The 20,563-nt window shown below is 37.4% G+C and carries 13 protein-coding genes; all 13 read left to right on the forward strand.

Annotated elements, in window-relative coordinates:
• Window positions 1-176: 176 nt before the first annotated feature.
• Window positions 177-479 carry a hypothetical protein gene (locus B0E44_RS13490; protein ID WP_077376141.1) on the forward strand — a complete coding sequence of 101 codons (303 nt, stop codon included), beginning with the start codon at window positions 177-179 and terminating at the stop codon, window positions 477-479.
• Window positions 480-722: 243 nt separating this feature from the next.
• Complete coding sequence (locus B0E44_RS13495) at window positions 723-3,179, forward strand: prolyl oligopeptidase family serine peptidase (RefSeq protein WP_124019335.1); 2,457 nt, start codon at window positions 723-725, stop codon at window positions 3,177-3,179.
• Window positions 3,180-3,299: 120 nt separating this feature from the next.
• A complete protein-coding gene (locus B0E44_RS13500; protein WP_077376144.1) occupies window positions 3,300-5,165 on the forward strand; it encodes a beta-galactosidase family protein in 1,866 nt (621 codons plus the stop codon).
• Between the two features lie 42 nt (window positions 5,166-5,207).
• Window positions 5,208-7,223, forward strand: a complete 2,016-nt coding sequence (locus tag B0E44_RS13505) for a glycoside hydrolase family 2 protein (RefSeq protein ID WP_254423298.1) — start codon at window positions 5,208-5,210, stop codon at window positions 7,221-7,223.
• Between the two features lie 36 nt (window positions 7,224-7,259).
• Window positions 7,260-9,527 (forward strand): GH92 family glycosyl hydrolase, encoded by a 2,268-nt coding sequence (locus B0E44_RS13510; protein WP_254423299.1) that lies wholly within the window; start codon window positions 7,260-7,262, stop codon window positions 9,525-9,527.
• A 34-nt stretch (window positions 9,528-9,561) separates the two neighbouring features.
• Complete coding sequence (locus B0E44_RS13515) at window positions 9,562-10,419, forward strand: endonuclease/exonuclease/phosphatase family protein (protein ID WP_077376147.1); 858 nt, start codon at window positions 9,562-9,564, stop codon at window positions 10,417-10,419.
• 31 nt (window positions 10,420-10,450) lie between these two features.
• Complete coding sequence (locus tag B0E44_RS13520) at window positions 10,451-12,736, forward strand: GH92 family glycosyl hydrolase (RefSeq protein ID WP_077376190.1); 2,286 nt, start codon at window positions 10,451-10,453, stop codon at window positions 12,734-12,736.
• A 78-nt stretch (window positions 12,737-12,814) separates the two neighbouring features.
• Window positions 12,815-14,275 carry a glycoside hydrolase family 125 protein gene (locus B0E44_RS13525; RefSeq protein ID WP_077376150.1) on the forward strand — a complete coding sequence of 487 codons (1,461 nt, stop codon included), beginning with the start codon at window positions 12,815-12,817 and terminating at the stop codon, window positions 14,273-14,275.
• 10 nt (window positions 14,276-14,285) lie between these two features.
• On the forward strand, window positions 14,286-15,368 hold the full coding sequence (locus tag B0E44_RS13530) for an alkaline phosphatase family protein (protein WP_077376153.1): 1,083 nt from the start codon (window positions 14,286-14,288) through the stop codon (window positions 15,366-15,368).
• A 34-nt stretch (window positions 15,369-15,402) separates the two neighbouring features.
• Entirely contained in the window at window positions 15,403-17,586 is a 2,184-nt protein-coding gene (locus tag B0E44_RS13535) for an alpha-galactosidase (protein ID WP_077376156.1), read from the forward strand.
• A 280-nt stretch (window positions 17,587-17,866) separates the two neighbouring features.
• A complete protein-coding gene (locus B0E44_RS13540) occupies window positions 17,867-18,775 on the forward strand; it encodes an ROK family protein (RefSeq protein WP_077376159.1) in 909 nt (302 codons plus the stop codon).
• 42 nt (window positions 18,776-18,817) lie between these two features.
• Window positions 18,818-19,822 (forward strand): isoaspartyl peptidase/L-asparaginase, encoded by a 1,005-nt coding sequence (locus tag B0E44_RS13545; protein WP_077376163.1) that lies wholly within the window; start codon window positions 18,818-18,820, stop codon window positions 19,820-19,822.
• A gap of 33 nt (window positions 19,823-19,855) precedes the next feature.
• Window positions 19,856-20,530, forward strand: a complete 675-nt coding sequence (locus B0E44_RS13550) for a copper homeostasis protein CutC (RefSeq protein ID WP_077376166.1) — start codon at window positions 19,856-19,858, stop codon at window positions 20,528-20,530.
• Window positions 20,531-20,563 lie beyond the last annotated feature (33 nt).

The following is a 20,563-nucleotide window of genomic DNA, read 5'->3' on the forward strand; positions in this document are numbered from 1 at the left end:
CTATATAATAGTACACAACTTTTCTTTTTTAAGAATAACAAAGACAAATAACAGTTAAATATGGATAAAATTGAGCTAAGCATTAAACTGCTAATAATGTAATTTAGATTTTCTAAAAAATTTTACATACAAAAGATGGAAAAGAATGAAACTCTAGCATAGACAAAAATTCAAAAGTGGAAGATTATGAACACGTTCAAGCCATATCAGTTGGTGTTGGAGCCACATACATGTTGGGTATCAATCAAAAAAATGTAGAAAGCTGTCCTCAGAAACAACAAATTTTCCAAGCCATCCGAACTTGGAAAGATGCCAGAGCCGCAAATACTTTTCCAGATGATTTAAAAAGAAAATTGGCCGATCCGAAAAGAAGTTGGACTCTCGAAAAAGGAAAAGACAACAATTCCTGGATTTTATATGAGAAAGCCCATGAAACAGAAATTAATCCGATTACTTTGACAAGAGCTAAAGGTTATTAGTTAAATCTCTAAAAAAATTAAAAATGCTTCTTATTAACAAAAAATAATTGTTTTAGTGAATTTAATTTCTTTATATTTGTGACAACTGCATGCGAATCATTGCTGTTCAAGTTAAAATGGAAATCACTGTGTTTCCATTTTTTTGACACTTTATACTAAACCGATTTAGTTAAAATGATTTATGAAAATTGCGATAAGAAATAAGTACACAACAAGAATGAATAAAAATTAAAATTGATAGAAATGAAGACAAGGCTGATATTATCATTTGTTGTTTTGAGTACTAATTTGTTCGCACAAACAAAAGTCACAGGAAATGTGGTTGAATATTTTGGGAAAGAAAAAATTATAACAACAGCCGAAGGAAGTGTTTTACACCATTTCACAGACGGATATTTTCTTCCAACAGATAAAAAAAACGGTACGCTTTTTAATGGACAAGACCCTGTTGCTTGGCAATATGCAGTTGGTAAATTCATAAACCCAAACAAACAAAAAGGTGATTGGCAGTCCATCAAGAATGATTCAACTGGAGCTTTCAGCCAAAAAGAAATGAGATCGGCTTTTCTTTATACGGAATACAATTCACCAAAAGAGCTAATCGCACTTCTGGAAACCACAGGCGGAACACGCACTTACATCAACGGTTTGCCACACGAAGGTGATCATTACGATTTTGGATATACTTTGATTCCGTTTAAACTTCGCAAAGGGGCAAACGAATTTATTTATACCAAAGGACGTTTTGGCCGCGTAAAATCAAATATTGTCATTCCTTCAAAAAGTATACTCTTTACCAAACGCGACCTGACACTTCCAGATGTTATCAATGGCGAAAAAGACGAAAAATGGGCTTCAATACGCATCATCAATGCCACCGAAAAAGACCTAAAAAACCTTGTCATTACAGCAAAATTGTCAAGTGGCGAAACAGCGACTTATGCAACTGATGCCATTATACCTTTGTTTGTTAGAAAAGTAAAATTCAAAGTTCCTGCTGCAAAAACTGATTATACTGGTGAATTAAAAATGAAAATAACGCTTTCGGACAAAAGCGGAAAAGTGATTGACGAAACAGAAGTTAGTATTCAACAACGTTCCGCAACGGTACACCATGAACGTACATTTATAAGCAAGGTCGATAACAGCGTTCAATATTATAGTGTGGCGCCCGCATTGGGAAGCGGACCAAAAGCCTTAATCCTTTCGGTTCACGGTGCATCCGTCGAAGCACGAAATCAGGCACGTGCCTACAAACAAAAAGATTGGGCACAAATTGTTGCTGCCACAAATCGTCGCCCTTTTGGTTTCAACTGGGAAGACTGGGGAAGAATCGATGCGTTGGAAGTTTTGGCCGAAGCCAAAAAAACATTCAACACCATTCCAGCTCAAACCTATTTAACTGGGCATTCTATGGGTGGCCACGGAACATGGTTTCTGGGAACGACCTATCCCGATAAATTTGCTGCAATTGCACCCTGTGCCTCCTACCCTGACATTGCAACCTATGGATTTGATAAAGGCGATGAAATGCACGATCAATTCAAAGCTTTTGAAACAATTAAACGTTCAGCCAATTCAGGGCGTGTGAAAAGTATTGTGAAAAATCTGAAACAATCGGGTGTTTACATGCTTCATGGCGATGCCGATTCGACAGTACCTATTTCACAAGTAAGAGAAATGCGTCAAATTTTAGGCACTTTCCATCCGAATTTCTGCTATTACGAATATCCCGGTGGAGAACATTGGTATGGCGATCATTCTGTAGATTGGTTTCCAATTTTTGAATTCTTCAAACGCCAAACCATTCCAACCAATAAAGAAGTCAAAGAAATTGATTTTCACACAGCCACTCCTGCGGTGTCTTCAACTGATTATTGGATAAAATTACAACAACAAATTCGCCCGTTTGATTTTTCGAATATCAATGCTAAAATTGAAAAGGAACAAATTACCGTAAAAACAGAAAATGTTTCTATTCTTGAACTCGACTTGGCTTCATTGGACTTAAAGGGTGAAATCATCATAAATATCAACGACCAAAAACTAAAAACTACATCAGATAAAAAAGCAATTGTATCTTTAAAAGACGAAAAATGGTCTTTGGTAAACGAAATCAACACAGCCCAAAAATACGCAGAACGCCAAGGCGGATTTAAATTTGCTTTCAACAATAGCGTCGTTTTTATTTATGCTACTGGAGGCTCAACCTCGGAGCGGGAATGGTATTTAAACAGGGCTCGTTTTGATGCAGAAACTTTTTATTACAGAGGTAACGGGAGTATCGACGTGATTTCGGACAAAGAATTTTCATTGGAAAAATACAAAGACAGGAATGTGGTCATTTACGGAAATGCTTCAAACAACAGCGCATGGAAATTGTTATTGAAAGATTCTCCAATTCAAATTGACAACCAACAAATAAAAGTGAGCGACAAAACACTAAAAGGAGATGATTTGGCTGCTTATTTTATATTCCCTAGAAAAGACAGCAAAACGGCTATGGTAGGCGTTGTAGCGGGAACTTCAGATGCGGGAATGAAAGCAACTTGGGCAAACAATTACATTTCGGGAATTACAGGTTTCCCAGATGTAATGATTTTCAAAGCCGATTTGCTTATGAAAGGTTTACCGGAAATGAAAGTAAGCGGTTTCTTTGACAACGATTGGTCAACCAAAACACTTGAATTTTTGAATTAAAAAAATATGTTTCACCGCTAATTCGCTAATAATAGAACGCTGCAAGTTAAAAATTGGCGGATTACGGTAAACTTACAAATGCAAAATATTTTTTCTATAAAAAAACTAACTATTCATAAAATGAAAAAAAACGTATTCAGCTTTTTTCTTTTCTTAGTGCTGATTTCTAATGCATTCGGACAAAAGAAACACACTTTTGCCATCAAAGACGGTAATTTTGTTTTGGATGGGAAAAACATCCAGATTCATAGCGGTGAAATGCATTATGCCCGAATTCCTAAAGAATATTGGCGCAATCGATTTCAAATGATGAAAGCGATGGGATTGAATGCTGTGGCAACTTATGTTTTTTGGAATTACCATGAAACAGCTCCAGGCGTTTGGGATTTTAAAACTGGAAATCGAGATGTAGCGGAATATATCAAAATTGCACAGGAAGAAGGACTGTACGTAATTTTACGCCCAGGACCTTATGTTTGTGCCGAATGGGAATTTGGTGGTTATCCTTGGTTCCTGCAAAAAGTGCCCGGGATGGTGATACGTGGAAACAACCCTCAATATTTGGCAGCAACCAAATCCTATTTCACTGTGCTTTACGGACAAGTTAAAAATTTATTGGTTACTAATGGTGGACCAATTATCATGGTTCAGGGTGAAAACGAATTTGGTTCGTATGTTTCCCAACGCAAAGATATTTCGATAGAAGAGCACAAAAAATACAGCGCGGCAGTTTTTCAACAGCTGAAAGACGTTGGTTTCAACGTGCCTTTCTTTACTTCAGACGGAAGTTGGCTTTTTGCAGAAGGAGCACTTCCAGGAGCTTTGCCTACAGCAAATGGTGAAGATAATGTAGACAAACTCAAAGAAGTGGTAAATAAATTTAACGGCGGAAAAGGTCCTTACATGGTGGCCGAATTCTATCCTGGATGGTTGGATCATTGGGCTGAACCTTTTCCAAAAGTTGCTACCGAAACTGTTGCCAAACAAACCAAAAAATATCTTGATGCGGGTGTTTCGTTCAACTATTATATGGTACACGGAGGAACGAATTTCGGATTTACGTCTGGTGCCAATTATGATGGTAACCACGATATCCAACCGGATCTGACATCTTATGATTATGATGCTCCTATCAGTGAAGCAGGCTGGGCAAATGAAAAATACAACGCTATTCGTGAATTATTAAAAACGCCTAAGACTCCAGCTATTCCTGCTAAAATCGATGTGATTTCGATTCCAGAAATCAAATTGACCAAAGCCGTGTCTTTAGAATCATTGAAAAATAAAACAAAACCGGTTAACAATGAAAATCCGTTGACTTTTGAGGAATTAAATCAAGGTCACGGTTATGTTTGGTACAGCAAAAAGTTCAAACAACCTATTAGCGGAAAATTAGAATTAAAAGGACTTCGCGACTACGCAATTGTATATATTAATGGTCAAAAAGTGGCCGAATTGAATAGCTATTACAAAAATTACGAATGCACAATTGACGTTCCTTTCAATGCAACTTTGGACATTATCGTTGAGAATATGGGACGCATCAACTACGGCGCAAACATCATCAACAGTACCAAAGGTATCATTTCACCTGTCATTATTAACGGTGCGACAATCACCGGCGACTGGAATATGTATTCACTACCAATGGACAAAATGCCGAATCTGGCTGATGCCAAAAACAATGCAAAAGTGGGTCAACCTGCACTTTACCAAGGTACTTTTCAATTGACCAAAAAAGGGGACACTTTTCTTGATATGCGAGATTGGGGCAAAGGAATTGTATTCATCAACGGAATCAATATTGGGCGCTATTGGAGCGTTGGCCCACAACAAACTCTGTATTTACCTGGTTGTTGGTTGAAAGAAGGCATAAATGAAATAGTGATTTTCGAACAAAAAAATGACAAACTCCAAACGGCTTTAAAATCTATCGAAACACCAATTTTGGAAGATTTGCAACCCGAAAAAGGAGAAACAAAATAAAAAACATTCAATTAAAAATTCCTGTTTAAATAAAAAAAACAAATGATGAATAGAATCAAAAAAAACAATTTAAGTATGTTGCTCCTTTTGGTGGCAACGTACTTTTTGGGAACAAGCTGCTCCAGCAACCAGGAAAAAATTTCGATGGAAATTAACAAAGGTTGGCAATTCAGCGAAGTGACCAAAAATGATTGGCGTCCTGCAACAGTTCCAGGCGAAGTGCATACCGATTTATTGAAAAACAAAATGATTCCGGATCCGTTCTATCGCGATAACGAGAAAAAATTAGTCTGGATCGAGAAAAAAGATTGGGAATACAAAACCACTTTTAATGTGGCCCCCGAATTTTTGAAAAAGAAAAACAATTTACTGGTTTTTGACGGACTGGACACTTACGCAACCGTTTACATCAACGGAATAGAAATTTTGAATGCCAATAATATGTTCCGTCAATGGTCTGCAGATGTAAAACAAAATTTGAAAGCGGAGAATAACGAATTGAGAATCGTATTTAAATCGGCTCAAAATGTGGTTGATTCGTTAGCAAAAAAAGATCTGCCTTATGTTATTCCAGACAATCCAAGATGCTATGTTCGTAAAGCCCAATATCATTTTGGCTGGGATTGGGGGCCAAAATTCACCACTTGTGGAATTTGGAAAGCCGTTCGTTTGGAAGCATACGATGAAAAGGAAACTGAAGAAGAATACAAAGTACCTCACAAATACGAATTGGTACAGGAAAAAGACACCGCTGGTACTTCGTTTTATTTCAAAATAGACGATAAAGCCGTGTACATGAAAGGAGCAAATTATATTCCATCGGATGCATTTTTGTCAAGAATGACAAACGCAGAATACGACAAAGTAATTGCTACGGCCAAAGACGCAAATATGAACATGCTTCGCATTTGGGGTGGCGGAATTTACGAAAGCGATTATTTCTATGATTTATGTGACAAAAACGGGATTTACGTTTGGCAGGATTTCATGTTTGCTGGGACGATGGTTCCCGGTGACAAAGACTTTTTTGATAATGTAAGAGAAGAAGTGAAATATCAAGTAAAACGTTTACGTCACCATCCCTCAATTGTGGTTTGGTGTGGAAATAACGAGATTGACGAAGCTTTCAAAAATTGGGGTTGGCAAAAGCAATTCAAAATGAACAAAAAAGATTCTATCAAATTATGGGGTGATTACAAACGATTATTTCAAGACAGTATTCCAAAATGGGTAAAAGAAGTCGACCCGCATCGTCCTTATGTAAGCAGCTCCCCTCTTTTTGGCTGGGGAAAAAAAGAAAGCATTACTCAGGGAGATAGTCACTATTGGGGAATATGGTGGGGAATTGAAGACATTGAGGTAGCTCATAAAAAAACCGGTCGTTTTGTAAGCGAATACGGAATGCAGGCAATGCCAAATTATTCCACAATTGAAAAAATCACAATTGAAGAAGACAGACATTTGTATTCTGATGTATTAAAAGCGCATCAAAAAGCTGGTAAAGGATTTACTAAACTAAATTCATACATTCATCGTTATTTCAAAGATACGACCAATGTAAAAACTTGGTCTGTAAAGGATTACACCTATTTAACACAATGTTTACAGCATTATTCTTTTAAAAATATCATCGGAATTCAGCGCTCGAAGGAACCTTACAATATGGGAACCTTGTTGTGGCAGCTGAACGATTGCTGGCCAGTAGCTAGTTGGAGTATCACCGATTATTACAACCGCCAGCCTAAAGCCGCTTGGTATGCTGTGAAAGAAGCCTACAGAGATGATGTAAAACCAACTATCGATAAAGTGCGCCCGATTGATTTAAAATTGGAAAATCCACAAATCACTTTCAAAATAGAAGGCAATACTATCACATTAAAAGCGGTTAAAGCTGCAAAATATGTGTGGATAGACATTAAAGGTTACACGGGCAGATTGAGTGATAATTATTTCGACTTGAAAGCGGGCGAAGAAAAAAATATTACGATTCAAACTCCTATATCAAAACCAGAAATTACAATTACTTCGCTGTTTGATGTTTTGAGTAGAAGTAAATAATAGTAAGTTAAAAAATAAATTTAAAAGCAAATAAAGATGCAACCAAACAAATTAAAAGGCACAATTCTGGCAATGGCAAGTTTGTTTTTTGCAATGCCTATTTTTTCTCAGGGCAAAGCAAAAAAATCTACAAATGCCAATTACACCCAATTTGTAAATCCATACATTGGTTCTGGTGGTCATGGCCATATTTTTGTAGGAGCAAATGTTCCATTCGGGGCAGTTCAATTGGGACCTTCTACCATTTTTGAAGGTTGGGATTGGTGCAGTGCATACAATTATTCCAGTGATACCATTCTCGGATTCACACACACCCATTTGAGCGGAACTGGAATTGGTGATTTAAACGATATTTTATTATTGCCAGCAACGGGAAAAGTTCCTTTGGTTAAAGCAGAGAAAAAAGATCCAAACGGTTATGGTTCTACTTTTTCGCATCAAAATGAAGTAGTGAAACCGGGATATTATAGCGTTATTTTGGATAAATACAATGTAAAAGCCGAATTGACTACTTCGGAAAGAGTTGGTTTCCATAAATACACTTTCAACTCAAAAGAGGAAGCACACATTTTGTTAGATCTTACAGACGGTGTGGGTTGGGACAGTCCAAAACAAACCATGATTCAAAAAACAGGAAGCAAAACCATTGTTGGATATCGCCATTCAAAAGGCTGGGCCGATGACCAACGCTTGTTTTTTGCTATGGAATTTTCGGAAGAGATTTCAGCTATATCCATGTATGACAGTATTGCTGTTAAAAAAGGATTACAAGGCGAAGGGCGAAAAATGAAAGCCATTTTGGATTTCAAAAACAAAAAAGGAAATGTGATTATGGTCAAAGTGGGTATTTCACCTGTGAGTGTTGAAAATGCCTTAGCCAATATTAAAGCCGAAATTCCACAATGGGATTTTGCAAAAGTAGTTCAAAACGCTGATGCAAAATGGAATAAAGCTTTAGCAAAAATCGACATCAAAGCCGAAGCAGACACAAAAACAATTTTCTATACCTCATTGTATCACACGATGTTTGCACCGTCAATTTTTAATGATGCAAATGGCGATTACAGAGGAACAGACAAAAAGGTATATAAAAATGCAGGTTTTGTGAACTACACCACATTCTCGTTATGGGATACCTATCGTGCACTGCATCCGCTTTACACCATTACTCAAGAGGACAAAATAAACGATATTGTAAAAACGTTTTTAGCCATATACCAACAACAGGGAAGATTACCGGTTTGGCATTTGATGGGAAATGAAACCGATTGTATGAACGCAAATCACTCGATTCCTGTAATTGTAGATGCTTATTTTAAAGGGTATCGAAATTACGATGTGAATTTGGCATATGAAGCCATCAAAAAAACAGCCATGCAAACCCGTGCCGGAATGGATTATGTTCAAAAACTGCAATACATTCCTGCTGACAGTCAATTCGAAACCGTTGCCAATGCATTAGAATATGCAATTGATGATTGGTGTATTGCTCGTATGGCGAAAGATTTGAACAAAATGGACGACTACGCTTATTTTACTAAAAGAGCGGATTTATACAAACTATATTTTGATAAAAACACAGGTTTCATGCGCGGAAAATTGGCTAATGGTCAATGGAGAGAGCCTTTCAATCCTTTGTCATCTGCTCACCGAAAAGATGATTATGTAGAAGGAAATGCATGGCAATACACTTGGTTAGTTCCTCACGATCCGTATGGTTTGATTGACTTATTTGGCGGAGATCAAAAATTCCTTGAGAAGTTTGATCAATTATTTACATTAACCGATAAAGTAGCCGGTGAAGAAGCTTCGCCGGACATCAGTGGTTTGATTGGACAATATGCACAAGGAAATGAGCCGAGTCACCATATTCCGTATTTGTATGCTTATGTCGGACAGCCTTGGAAAACTGCCAAAATAGTTCGTCAGGTTTTTGACCAATTTTATACAACAAAAATTGACGGAATTTGCGGAAACGAAGATGTTGGACAAATGTCGGCTTGGTATGTGCTGTCATCTATGGGATTCTATGCCGTAAATCCTGCAAACGGAGCTTACGTTTTTGGAAGTCCAGCAGTTGACGAGGCGATTGTTCATTACAAAGAAAATATATCATTCAAAATGACTGCTGTAAATAACAGTAAAACGAATATGTACATCCAAAAAGTGGAATACAACGGAAAACCTTATACAAAATCGTATATCACACATGATATGATTGTAAAAGGTGGTGAATTGAAATTGTACATGGGAAGTGAGCCATCATTGACTTTTGGAACTGCAAAAGCAGACAGACCACAGTAAGTTTCGAAAAACACAACCATTTCAGAAAAGAAACATGAAAAAAATAATATTTGCTTTAGGGGTATTTTTTACCATTACAAATACAATTGCGCAAACCAAAGCGCAATCGAATTTGAACATTATGACCTTTAATATTCGTTATGACAATCCGGGAGATGGTTCGAACAGCTGGCAGTTTCGAAAAGAAAATGCTCAAAAAATGGTTCGTTTCAACGAAGTTGACATTCTAGGTATGCAAGAAGTTCTGGCTCATCAACTGAAGGATTTTACAGTAAATCTTACTGAATATGGAGCCATTGGCGTAGGTAGAGAAGACGGAAAGGAAAAAGGGGAATATAGTCCAATTTTATACAATAAAAATAAATTTACGCTTATCAAATCGGGCTATTTTTGGCTAAGTCAAACACCCGATATACCTTCAAAAGGATGGGATGCAGCTTGCGAACGCATAGCAACTTGGGTGCAATTGAAAGACAAAACTACAGGAAAAAAACTATTTGTTCTAAATACCCATTTTGATCACATAGGCGAAGTGGCAAGAAGAGAAAGCGTGAATTTGATTAAAACCAAAATGGTTCAATTAAGTGAAGGAATGCCTCAAATCATGATGGGAGATTTGAATGCAAAACCCGATTCATCGGTTATGCAAGCATTGCTAACAGCTGACAAATCGTTAAGCCTATTGGATTCTAAAAAACTTTCTTCAATCGTGTATGGTCCAGACTGGTCCTATCACGATTTCGGAAAAGTACCTTTTAAAGACCGACCTCTTATTGATTATATTTTGGTAACAAAAGGAATTAGAGTTCAAAAATATGCAGTTTTTGCTGAAACTTTAAACGACCTTTTCCTTTCGGATCATGCACCGGTGTTTGCTAATGTTTCATTTTAAAGAGTCAATATCAGATTTTAAAAAATATATAATGAAAAATAATAACTTCTTGTTTTTGGCACTTCTCTTTTTGAGCATTATTTCAAATGCCCAAAGCAAAATCGAAAACCCAGTGGATTTTGTCAATACTTTGATGGGGACACAATCCGTTCACAGTTTGTCAAACGGAAATACGTATCCTGCAATTGCGCGTCCTTGGGGAATGAATTTTTGGTCACCACAAACAGGCAAAATGGGAGACGGATGGATGTACACGTACACCGCCGAAAAAATACGCGGATTCAAACAAACCCACCAACCTTCACCTTGGATTAACGATTACGGGCAATTTTCGATTATGCCGGTTACGGGAAAATTAGCTTACAAAGAAGATGAAAGAGCGAGTTGGTTCAGTCATAAATCGGAAATTGCAAAACCGCATTATTACAGCGTTTACCTTGCCGATTTTGATATTAATGCCGAATTGACTGCGACTGAAAGAGCTGCCCATTTTCAATTTACTTTTCCAAAAAACGAACAATCTTCTGTTGTCATTGATGCTTTCGACAAAGGTTCGTACATCAAAATCATTCCTTCCGAAAACAAAATCATTGGTTACACGACCAGAAACAGCAGTGGCGTTCCCGATAATTTCAAAAATTATTTTGTTTTAATTTTCGACAAACCTTTTGAAACCAAATATACTTGGAACGGAAATGGATTAGTAAAAGACCAACTCGAAATGAAAGCAGATCATTCGGGCGCTGTCGTAGGTTTTAAAACCAATAAAGGAGAGAAAGTCAATGTTCGAGTGGCTTCGTCATTTATAAGCTTTGAACAGGCTGAGCAAAATTTGAAAGCTGAATTGAAAAATGCCCCATTCGAAAAAGTGGTGGCCGAATCAAAAGCGGTTTGGAATACCACTCTAGGAAAAGTCAAAGCAGAAGGCGGAAGCGAAGAGCAGATTAACACTTTTTATTCTTGTTTGTACCGAACCGTTTGTTTTCCACAAAAATTGTATGAAGTGGATTCCAAAGGTAAAATTGTGCATTACAGTCCCTACAACGGAAAAGTTTTGGACGGTTATATGTATGGTGGAACAGGATTCTGGGACACTTTCCGAGCATTATATCCTCTGTTGAATTTGGTTTATCCATCCATCAACAAAGAAATGCAGGAAGCTTTGATTAACGATTACAAAGAAGGCGGCTTTTTACCTGAATGGTCAAGTCCTGGCTTAAGAGATTGCATGGTGGGCAACAACTCGGCTTCGGTAGTATCAGAAGCCTATTTAAAAGGTTTGAGAGGCTATGACATCAACACTTTATACGAGGCATTGCAACACGGTGCAAACAACGAAGGTCCGAATGCCACGGGACGTAAAGGTGTGGAATACTACAACACGCTGGGTTATGTTCCCTATGATGTAAAAATCAACGAGAATGCCGCACGTACTTTGGAATATGCCTACGATGATTTTGCAATTTGGAAATTAGCGAAAGCCTTAAATCGTCCGGAAACTGAAATTGCTTTGTACGAGAAACGAATGATGAACTATAAAAACTTGTTCAATCCAAAATTCAATTTAATGAGCGGTCGAAACAAAGACGGCAGTTTTGTCAAAGATTTCAATCCATTCAAATGGGGTGATGCCTTTACCGAAGGAAACAGCTGGCATTACAGCTGGAGCGTTTTTCACGACATTCAGGGATTGGTGGATTTGATGGGAGGCGAAAAAGCTTTTACAGCAAAATTAGACGAAGTATTTTCGTTACCTCCAACATTTGACGATTCCTATTATGGTGGTGTGATTCACGAAATCCGTGAAATGCAAATTATGAATATGGGGCAATATGCACACGGAAACCAACCAATCCAACACCTGATTTATTTATACAATTATGCAGGACAACCTTGGAAAACACAATATTGGTCAAGAGAAGTAATGAACCGTTTGTACAAACCAACACCTGATGGTTATTGCGGTGACGAGGATAACGGACAAACTTCCGCTTGGTATATTTTTTCTTCAATGGGCTTCTACCCTGTTTGTCCCGCTTCGGATGAATATGTTTTAGGTGCGCCTTTGTTCAAAAAAGTAACGATTACTTTAGAAAACGGAAAGCAAATCATCATTAAAGCAGACAAAAATTCAGCCGAAAACAAATACGTTCAAGAACTGAAATGGAATCAAAAAGTGTATAACAAAAATTATATCAACCATTTTGAATTGCAAAAAGGTGCGGTATTGGATTTTAATATGATTAGCACTCCAAACGAAAAACGAGGAATTTCGAAAGAGAATTATCCGTACTCGTATTCAACAGAGAAAAAATAAACTCACTCAAATTTTTCAAATTTTCACAAAATCAATTTTTGGAGATTAGTTCAATTTGGGTCAAAAAAATAAAAAAATATGCAATCACGTAGAAAGTTTATAAGAAACACAGGGATTTTATCAGCTGGAATGCTAGCACTGAACACTGAAGTTTTTGCTTCAAATACTAATTCATTTTTCAATCTTACTTCCGATTTCGTGAGTCAACGTCCGCCATTGGCAAAACGTAAATTCACAAGTAAAGCCATTGAAGATGCCATTGTTCGAATCAAAAAGCAAATCGCTAATCCAGAATTGGCATGGTTGTTTGAAAATTGTTTTCCAAACACTTTGGACACAACAGTCGATTTTGAAATCATCGACGGTAAACCAGATACCTATGTGATTACGGGAGATATTGACGCCATGTGGTTACGTGATTCCACTGCCCAAATTTGGCCGTATATACCTTTTATCAAAGAAGATAAAAAGTTGAAAGAATTGGTAAAAGGAGTAATCAATCGCCAAACAAAATGCATTTTATTAGACCCTTATGCGAATGCTTTTTACAAAGATTTCAATCAGGTGAGTGAATGGAAAAACGATATAACCAAAATGCAGCCCGGAATTCACGAACGCAAATGGGAGATCGACAGTTTATGTTATCCTGTTCGTTTGGCGCACGGTTATTGGAAAGAAACAGGCGATACTTCAATGTTTGATGAAAACTGGAAAAAAGCCATGCATTTAGTTTTACAAACTTTCAAAGAACAACAACGTTGGACAGACAAAGGACCTTACACTTTCCAAAGAACCACCGCTTGGGCAACTGATGGTGTCCCTTTATCAGGTTATGGTTATCCGGTAAAACCTTGTGGATTAATTGTCTCGACTTTCCGTCCAAGTGATGACAGCACCTTGTTTGGTTATCTGATTCCGAGCAATATGTTTGCTATCGAAATATTGGGTTACATGATCGAAATGTGTTCAACTCCGGCTTTGAAAGATGATGAAATCGTAAAAAAAGCAACCGAATTGAGAGCGCAAGTCCAAAAAGGACTGAAAGAAAACGGAATCATTACCCACCCTAAATTTGGCGAAATTATTGCATTTGAAGTAAACGGTTATGGCAGTTTCCATTTTATGGATGACGCCAATGTACCTTCGCTATTGTCCTTACCTTATTTAGGAGCAGTAAAACCAGACAGTCCTTTGTATTTAAATACCCGAAAAGTGGTTCTTTCTGAGAATAATCCATTTTTTTACAAAGGAAAAGCAGCCGAGGGAATTGGTGGGCCACACACGGGAGCCGACACGATTTGGCCAATGAGTATTATTTTGAGAGCCATCACCAGTGTGGATGAAAACGAGATTCGAAATTGTATCAGCATCTTGAAGAAAACTCATGCCGATACCGGATTTATGCATGAATCGTTCCATAAAGACGATGCAAAACAGTTTACCCGCAAATGGTTTGCTTGGGCAAATACTCTGTTTGGTGAATTGATTGTCAATACGAGTAAAAATCATCCTAATATATTGGCAGATAAAAATATTTAAATAACTAAGTATGAAAAAATCGGTATTCCTATTGTTGATTTTTACAGGTGTTCTATCTCATGCACAACGAGCAGAAAACATCATCATCATAACGACAGATGGACTAAGATGGCATGAACTATTTGAAGGAATGGATCAAGCAATTGCCAAAGACAAAAGATTTAATCAAGGGGACAGTACCTATATTTTTAATAAATACTGGAGTGCTGATGTTAAAGAACGCAGAGAAAAATTGATGCCTTTTATGTGGTCAGTTGCTGCTTCAAAAGGACAATTATATGGCAATAGAAATTATGGAAATAAAGTAAATAATGCTAATCCGTATTGGTTCAGCTATCCGGGTTATAGCGAAATAATGACTGGCTATGCAGATCCTGCCATAAATTCAAATGATTATCAACCAAATCCTCATGTTACCTTACTGGAGTTTTTAAACCAACAACCAAAACTAAAAGGAAGAGTGTCGGCTTTTGGGGCATGGGAAGCGTTTGACAGAATTTTGAATGAAAAGAGAAGCGGAATACCAGTGGCTTCTGCATTTGACAATGTAGGAGGAAATACCCCAACGGAACAGCAAAAACTTATTAATAACATGCTTAAGGATTCGTATAAACCTTGGCATTCCGATGAGTGTTTTGATGTGTTTACGCAGTACGAGGCCATGGAGGAATTAAAAGCAAATAAGCCAAAAGTATTGTATGTCGCTTTTGGAGAAACAGACGAATGGGCACATGCGGGCCAATATCGTTCTTATTTGGATGCGGCTCATCAGGTTGATGCATGGGTAAAACAAATTTGGGACTTTGTACAAAATGATCCAAAATATAAAAATAAAACAGCTTTGTTCATTACAACAGATCATGGTCGCGGTGATAAGATAAAACAGGAATGGACTAGTCACGGCAGTTCTATTCAGGACGCATCCGAAATATGGTTTGCCGCTATGGGACCTGGAATTAGTGAAAAAGGCGAAGTAAAAATGGAAGGTCAGCTATATCAACAACAATTTGCTCAGACAATGGCTAAACTGATGGGATATACTTATAAGGGAGAGCATCCTATAGCTAAAGAAATTACAGAAGTATTGAAATAATAGTTTTTTTTTAATTTCAAAAATAAATTTTCAAATGAATCGATTTTTGTTTTCAATCCTGACGATCTTAAATCTAGGACTTGCGCAAGCGCAAAATAAAACAGAGCGCAAACAAAATTCATCCCATCAGTTAACTAATATTGATTGGCTGGTTACGCCAATTACTCAAAAAGCCAAAGTTTACACCGAAGGAAAAAATATTATCCTGAATAATGGACTGGTGCGAAGATCTTTTCGAATTTCGCTTAATGTTGCCTGTACCGATTTCACCAATCTGACTAATGATCAACAATTAATCAGAGCCGTAAAACCGGAAGCAAAAATTACACTTGACGGAAAAGAATATGCCATCGGAGGATTGAGAGGCCAAAAAGAAAATGCCTATTTATTGCCGGAATGGGTTGATAAAATGGAAGTCGGGAAAGAAGATTTCACTTTCGTGAACTATACGATTTCGGAAATAAAACCATATATCAATTGGAAATCGACCAATTGGGCGATGAACAAAAAACAAGCCACCGGAAAATTGCTGGTTTTTGAATATGCCTCTTCCCTACCGGAAATGAAAGGTTTAAAAGTAAAAGTAAATTACGAATTGTATGATGGATTGCCATTGATTACGAAATCAATTTCAATCGAAAATGCTACTAAGAAAGTTTTTAAACTTAATAAAGTAATAAGCGAAACCATCGCAATGGTCGAAGAACAAAGCGCCGTGGAAGGTAATCCCGAAAAGATGAGAAGCCAACACGGATTCTATATCGAAACCAACTATGCTTTCAACAATTCGATGAGCTATGAATTGAGTGACCAAACGACCCATTGGAAAATGGATTCCGTTTACACGTCGCAAGTGCATTATAACTACAAAACGCCTTGTCTGCTTGAAGTATATCCTGATAAAGCACCGGGAATTGAATTGAAACCAAACGAAGTTTACAATTCGGTTCGCTCTAATGAGTTGCTGATTGATACCTACGACCGTCAACGTCGCGGATTGATGATTAAGAGAATGTACAGCACGATTGCACCTTGGACAACCGAGAATCCCATTTTCATGCATTTGGTAAGCAAAAATGACGAGCAAGTCCGCACAGCGATTGACCAATGCGCCGCTACAGGTTATGAGGCGTTGATTTTGAGTTTCGGAAGCCATTTAAACATGGAATTGGATACACCAGAAAATCACCAAAAATGGAAAGTATTGGCAGATTATGCTCATGCCAAAGGTGTAAAAATCGGTGGATATTCATTGTTCAGCAGTCGTCGAATCAGTGATGAAGATGATGTAGTCGATCCAAAAACAGGCAAACCGGGAGGTGCTTTTTTTGGAAATGCTCCTTGTTTTGGAAGTAAATGGGGATTGTCATACAGAGACCGTATCAAGAAATTTTTCACTCTAACCGGTTTTGATATTTGGGAAAATGATGGTCCTTATCCTGGTGATGTTTGTGCTTCAACAACACATCCTGGACACAAAGATTTGGATGATTCCCAATGGCGACAAATGGAAATCCAAAAAGAGTTGTATCGTTGGTTGAATGAAAAAGGCGTTTATATCAACGCTCCCGACTGGTATTTCCTTGACGGAACACACAAAATTGCTTTGGGATATAGGGAAACGAACTTCTCCAGATCGAGAGAACAACAACGCATTTTGAACCGTCAGAATATCCACGACGGAACGATTGAAAAATCGGCTTCCATGTCTTGGGGGTTTGTCCCTTTGACAGCTTATCAGGGTGGTGACGCTTCGGCTGTTCTGGAACCGTTGAGCGAACACTTAAAAGATTACGAACAATTGATGATGCAATATTACGGGGCTGGAGTTCAGGCGTGTTATCGAGGACCACGATTATATGATACCGATGTAACGAAAGAATTGGTCAAAACGACTATCAATTGGTACAAAAAATATCGTGAAATTTTAAATTCCGATATGATTCAATTGCGTCGTGCCGATGGCAGGGATTGGGACGGGTTTGTACATGTGAATCCAACATTGAAACAAAAAGCTTTTATCATGTTGTACAATCCGACCAAAGAAAAAATGACCAAAACAATCAAAGTACCTTTATACTATTCGGGTCTGACTGATAAAGCCCTGATTCGCGAGAAAGAAGGTGTTGCCAAAAGTTACAAAGTCAACCGTAATTATGAAGTAGATTTAACTTTTACAATCGAAGCAGAAAGTTATACTTGGTATGTCGTCGAATAATAAAAACAGATAGTAATTAAATTGATTTTTCAAAGAATAAATAGCTTAACAAACCACTCAATTACATCAGTGCACATAGCTAATTAATATATTTTAAAAATCACATTAGAATAAAAAACACTGACTAAAACCAAGTATAAAAAAGAAAAGATATTGGTTTTATGCAAATTAATGGGTAACTGATATTCAATTTACTAATACGATTTAGTATTTCAATAAATTTACCTACTTTTAGCAAAAAATCGTGAAGAAAAAATAATAAAAGAACAACAATATAAAAATGGGAAAAAGATTTGCAATAGGAATGGATGTAGGCGGTTCACACATTACTGCCGCAATTATTGATATAAATGAGATGAAAATTATTGATGGATCTGTTTCTAAAGTTTCATTCGATTCTAATTTACCAGTTAAAATGGTAATGGATTATTGGGAAAATGCCATTCGTACATTATGCAAAAATATGCAGGTGGAAAAATTATCCGGTATTGCATTAGCCATCCCTGGGCCATTTGATTACGAAAAAGGAACTTTTTGGATTAAAGACCAAAATAAATACGATAATTTCTATGGACTCAACATAAAAGATCTTTTAAGAGAGCGTTTTGCTTTTGATTCAGATTTTCCAATTGTTGCAGAAAATGATGCCATCAGTTTTGGTAAAGGGGAAGTTTACAAAAACCCCGAAAATCTTACTAAAAATGTAATGGCAATTACTTTGGGAACTGGCCTAGGTTCTTGTTTTATCGAAAACGGAAAAGTAATAAACTCTGGAAATACTGTTCCTGAAAATGGTGAAATATGGAATCTGCCTTTCAAAAATGGCATAGCAGAAGACTCGGTATCTTTAAGAGGATTGCTTTCCAATTATCTTGATATAAGTGGTAATCTACTAAATGAAGGTCTTGAATTGTATTATTTAGCCAACAAAGGAGATGAAAAAGCAATTAAAATCTTTAATAACTTTGGTGAAGATCTTGCCGAGATTGTACTTCCAAAATTAAAAAACTTTAATGCCGATTTACTCGTCATTGGCGGTAAACTAGCAAATGCAGGAGATTTTTTTCTGAATACTTTCAGAGAAAAAGCACAAAAAGAAGGAATTAAAGTAGAAGTACAAATCTCTACAGACAACGAAACTTCCGCATTATTGGGAGTAGCTACTTTACTTTACGAAGTTGAAGCATAATAACATTCTGATTATCAGTAATCCGATTTAAAATAAAAAGATATGACAAATCGTAGAAATTTTCTAAAAACAACAGCCATAGCATCGGCTGCTGTTGCATTAAGTTCCTTCAGAGGCACATCCGAAGAAGGTATAGAAACAGTTTTGGATACTTCTAAAGTAAGAAAGCCAATCGTACTTTCTACCTGGCGTTTTGGTCTTGAAGCCAATGAGGCTGCTTGGGAAGTTTTGAAAAAAGGAGGACGTGCCTTAGACGCTGTCGAGGCTGGTGTAAAAGTACCCGAAGCCGATCCGAAAGAAAGAAGTGTGGGCTACGGTGGACGTCCCGACAGAGATGGACGCGTGACGCTGGATGCCTGTATCATGGATGAAATGTCAAATATTGGATCCGTGGGATGTTTAGAATTCATCAAACATCCAATATCCGTGGCTCGCGCCGTGATGGAAAAAACACCACACGTTATGTTGGTGGGAGATGGAGCACTTCAATTTGCCTTATCACAAGGTTTTCCAAAAGAAAATTTATTGGTTCCTGATTCCGAAAGAGAATGGAAAGAATGGTTGAAAACTTCGGAATACAAACCAATCGCCAATATCGAAAATCACGATACTATCGGGATGATTGCCTTAGATGCCGCTGGTAATCTCTCGGGAGCCTGTACCACAAGTGGAATGGCATTCAAAATGCATGGCCGTTTAGGAGACTCCCCTATTATCGGTGCAGGATTGTATGTTGACAACGAAATTGGTGCCGCAACTGCAACTGGTCATGGTGAAGAAGTGATTCGAATTTCGGGGTGTCACTTGGTTGTCGAATTGATGCGTCAGGGAAGATCTCCCCAAAAAGCTTGTGAAGAGGCGGTTATGAGAGTTGTAAAACTAATGAAAAACAGAAATAAGAATTTAAAAGACATACAAGTAGGTTTTATTGCTTTGAACAAAAAAGGGGATTACGGTTCCTATTGTGTTCAAAGTGGTTTCAACTATGCTGTTTATGATGATACCGGAAACCGATTGATTGATCCCGATTTTTATCTAAAATCATAAAAAATAAATTGCCAATAGCATTAACTCAGTATAATGAAAAAATACAATTTGGAAATTGCCTGTTTCAATCCAGAATCGGCAGTAATAGCTCAAAAAAATGGAGCAAATCGCGTAGAACTTTGTGATGAAATGATCGAGGGAGGAACTACGCCTTCACCAGAAGCAGTAATCGCAACCCGAGAAGAATTAACAATTGACATGAACGTGATGATTCGCCCACGTGGGGGAAACTTCGTTTATAGTGATGCGGAATTCGAACAAATGAAACAAGAAATAAAAGAATACAAAAAGTTAAAAGTTGACGGATTTGTGTTTGGTATTTTGAATAAAGACAACAGCATTAACGTTGAACGAAACAAAGAGTTAGTCTTTTTGGCCAGACCGTTGCCGTGTACTTTCCACCGTGCTTTTGACGTAGTTACTGATGTTTACAGTTCATTGGAAACAGTTATTGATTGTGGATTCAAAACCATTTTGACTTCGGGACAAGAACCAAATGTGGTTGAGGGAATTTCAGTTTTGGAACAATTGGCAAAAAAAGCAGGAAACCGTATCATCATCATGCCTGGCGGAGGTGTTCGCTCATCAAATATAGCCATGCTCAAAGAAAAAATGCATACAACATTCTATCATTCATCAGCAATCACTGACGGAACCGAAACTGCCGATGGCAAAGAAGTAAAAGCTTTGGTTGCCAATTTAAAATAAAAAAATGCTCTCATAAGTTATTTTACTTGTGAG

Origin of the sequence: Flavobacterium sp. A45, from assembly GCF_002001005.1 — a bacterium.
GTDB lineage: Bacteria > Bacteroidota > Bacteroidia > Flavobacteriales > Flavobacteriaceae > Flavobacterium.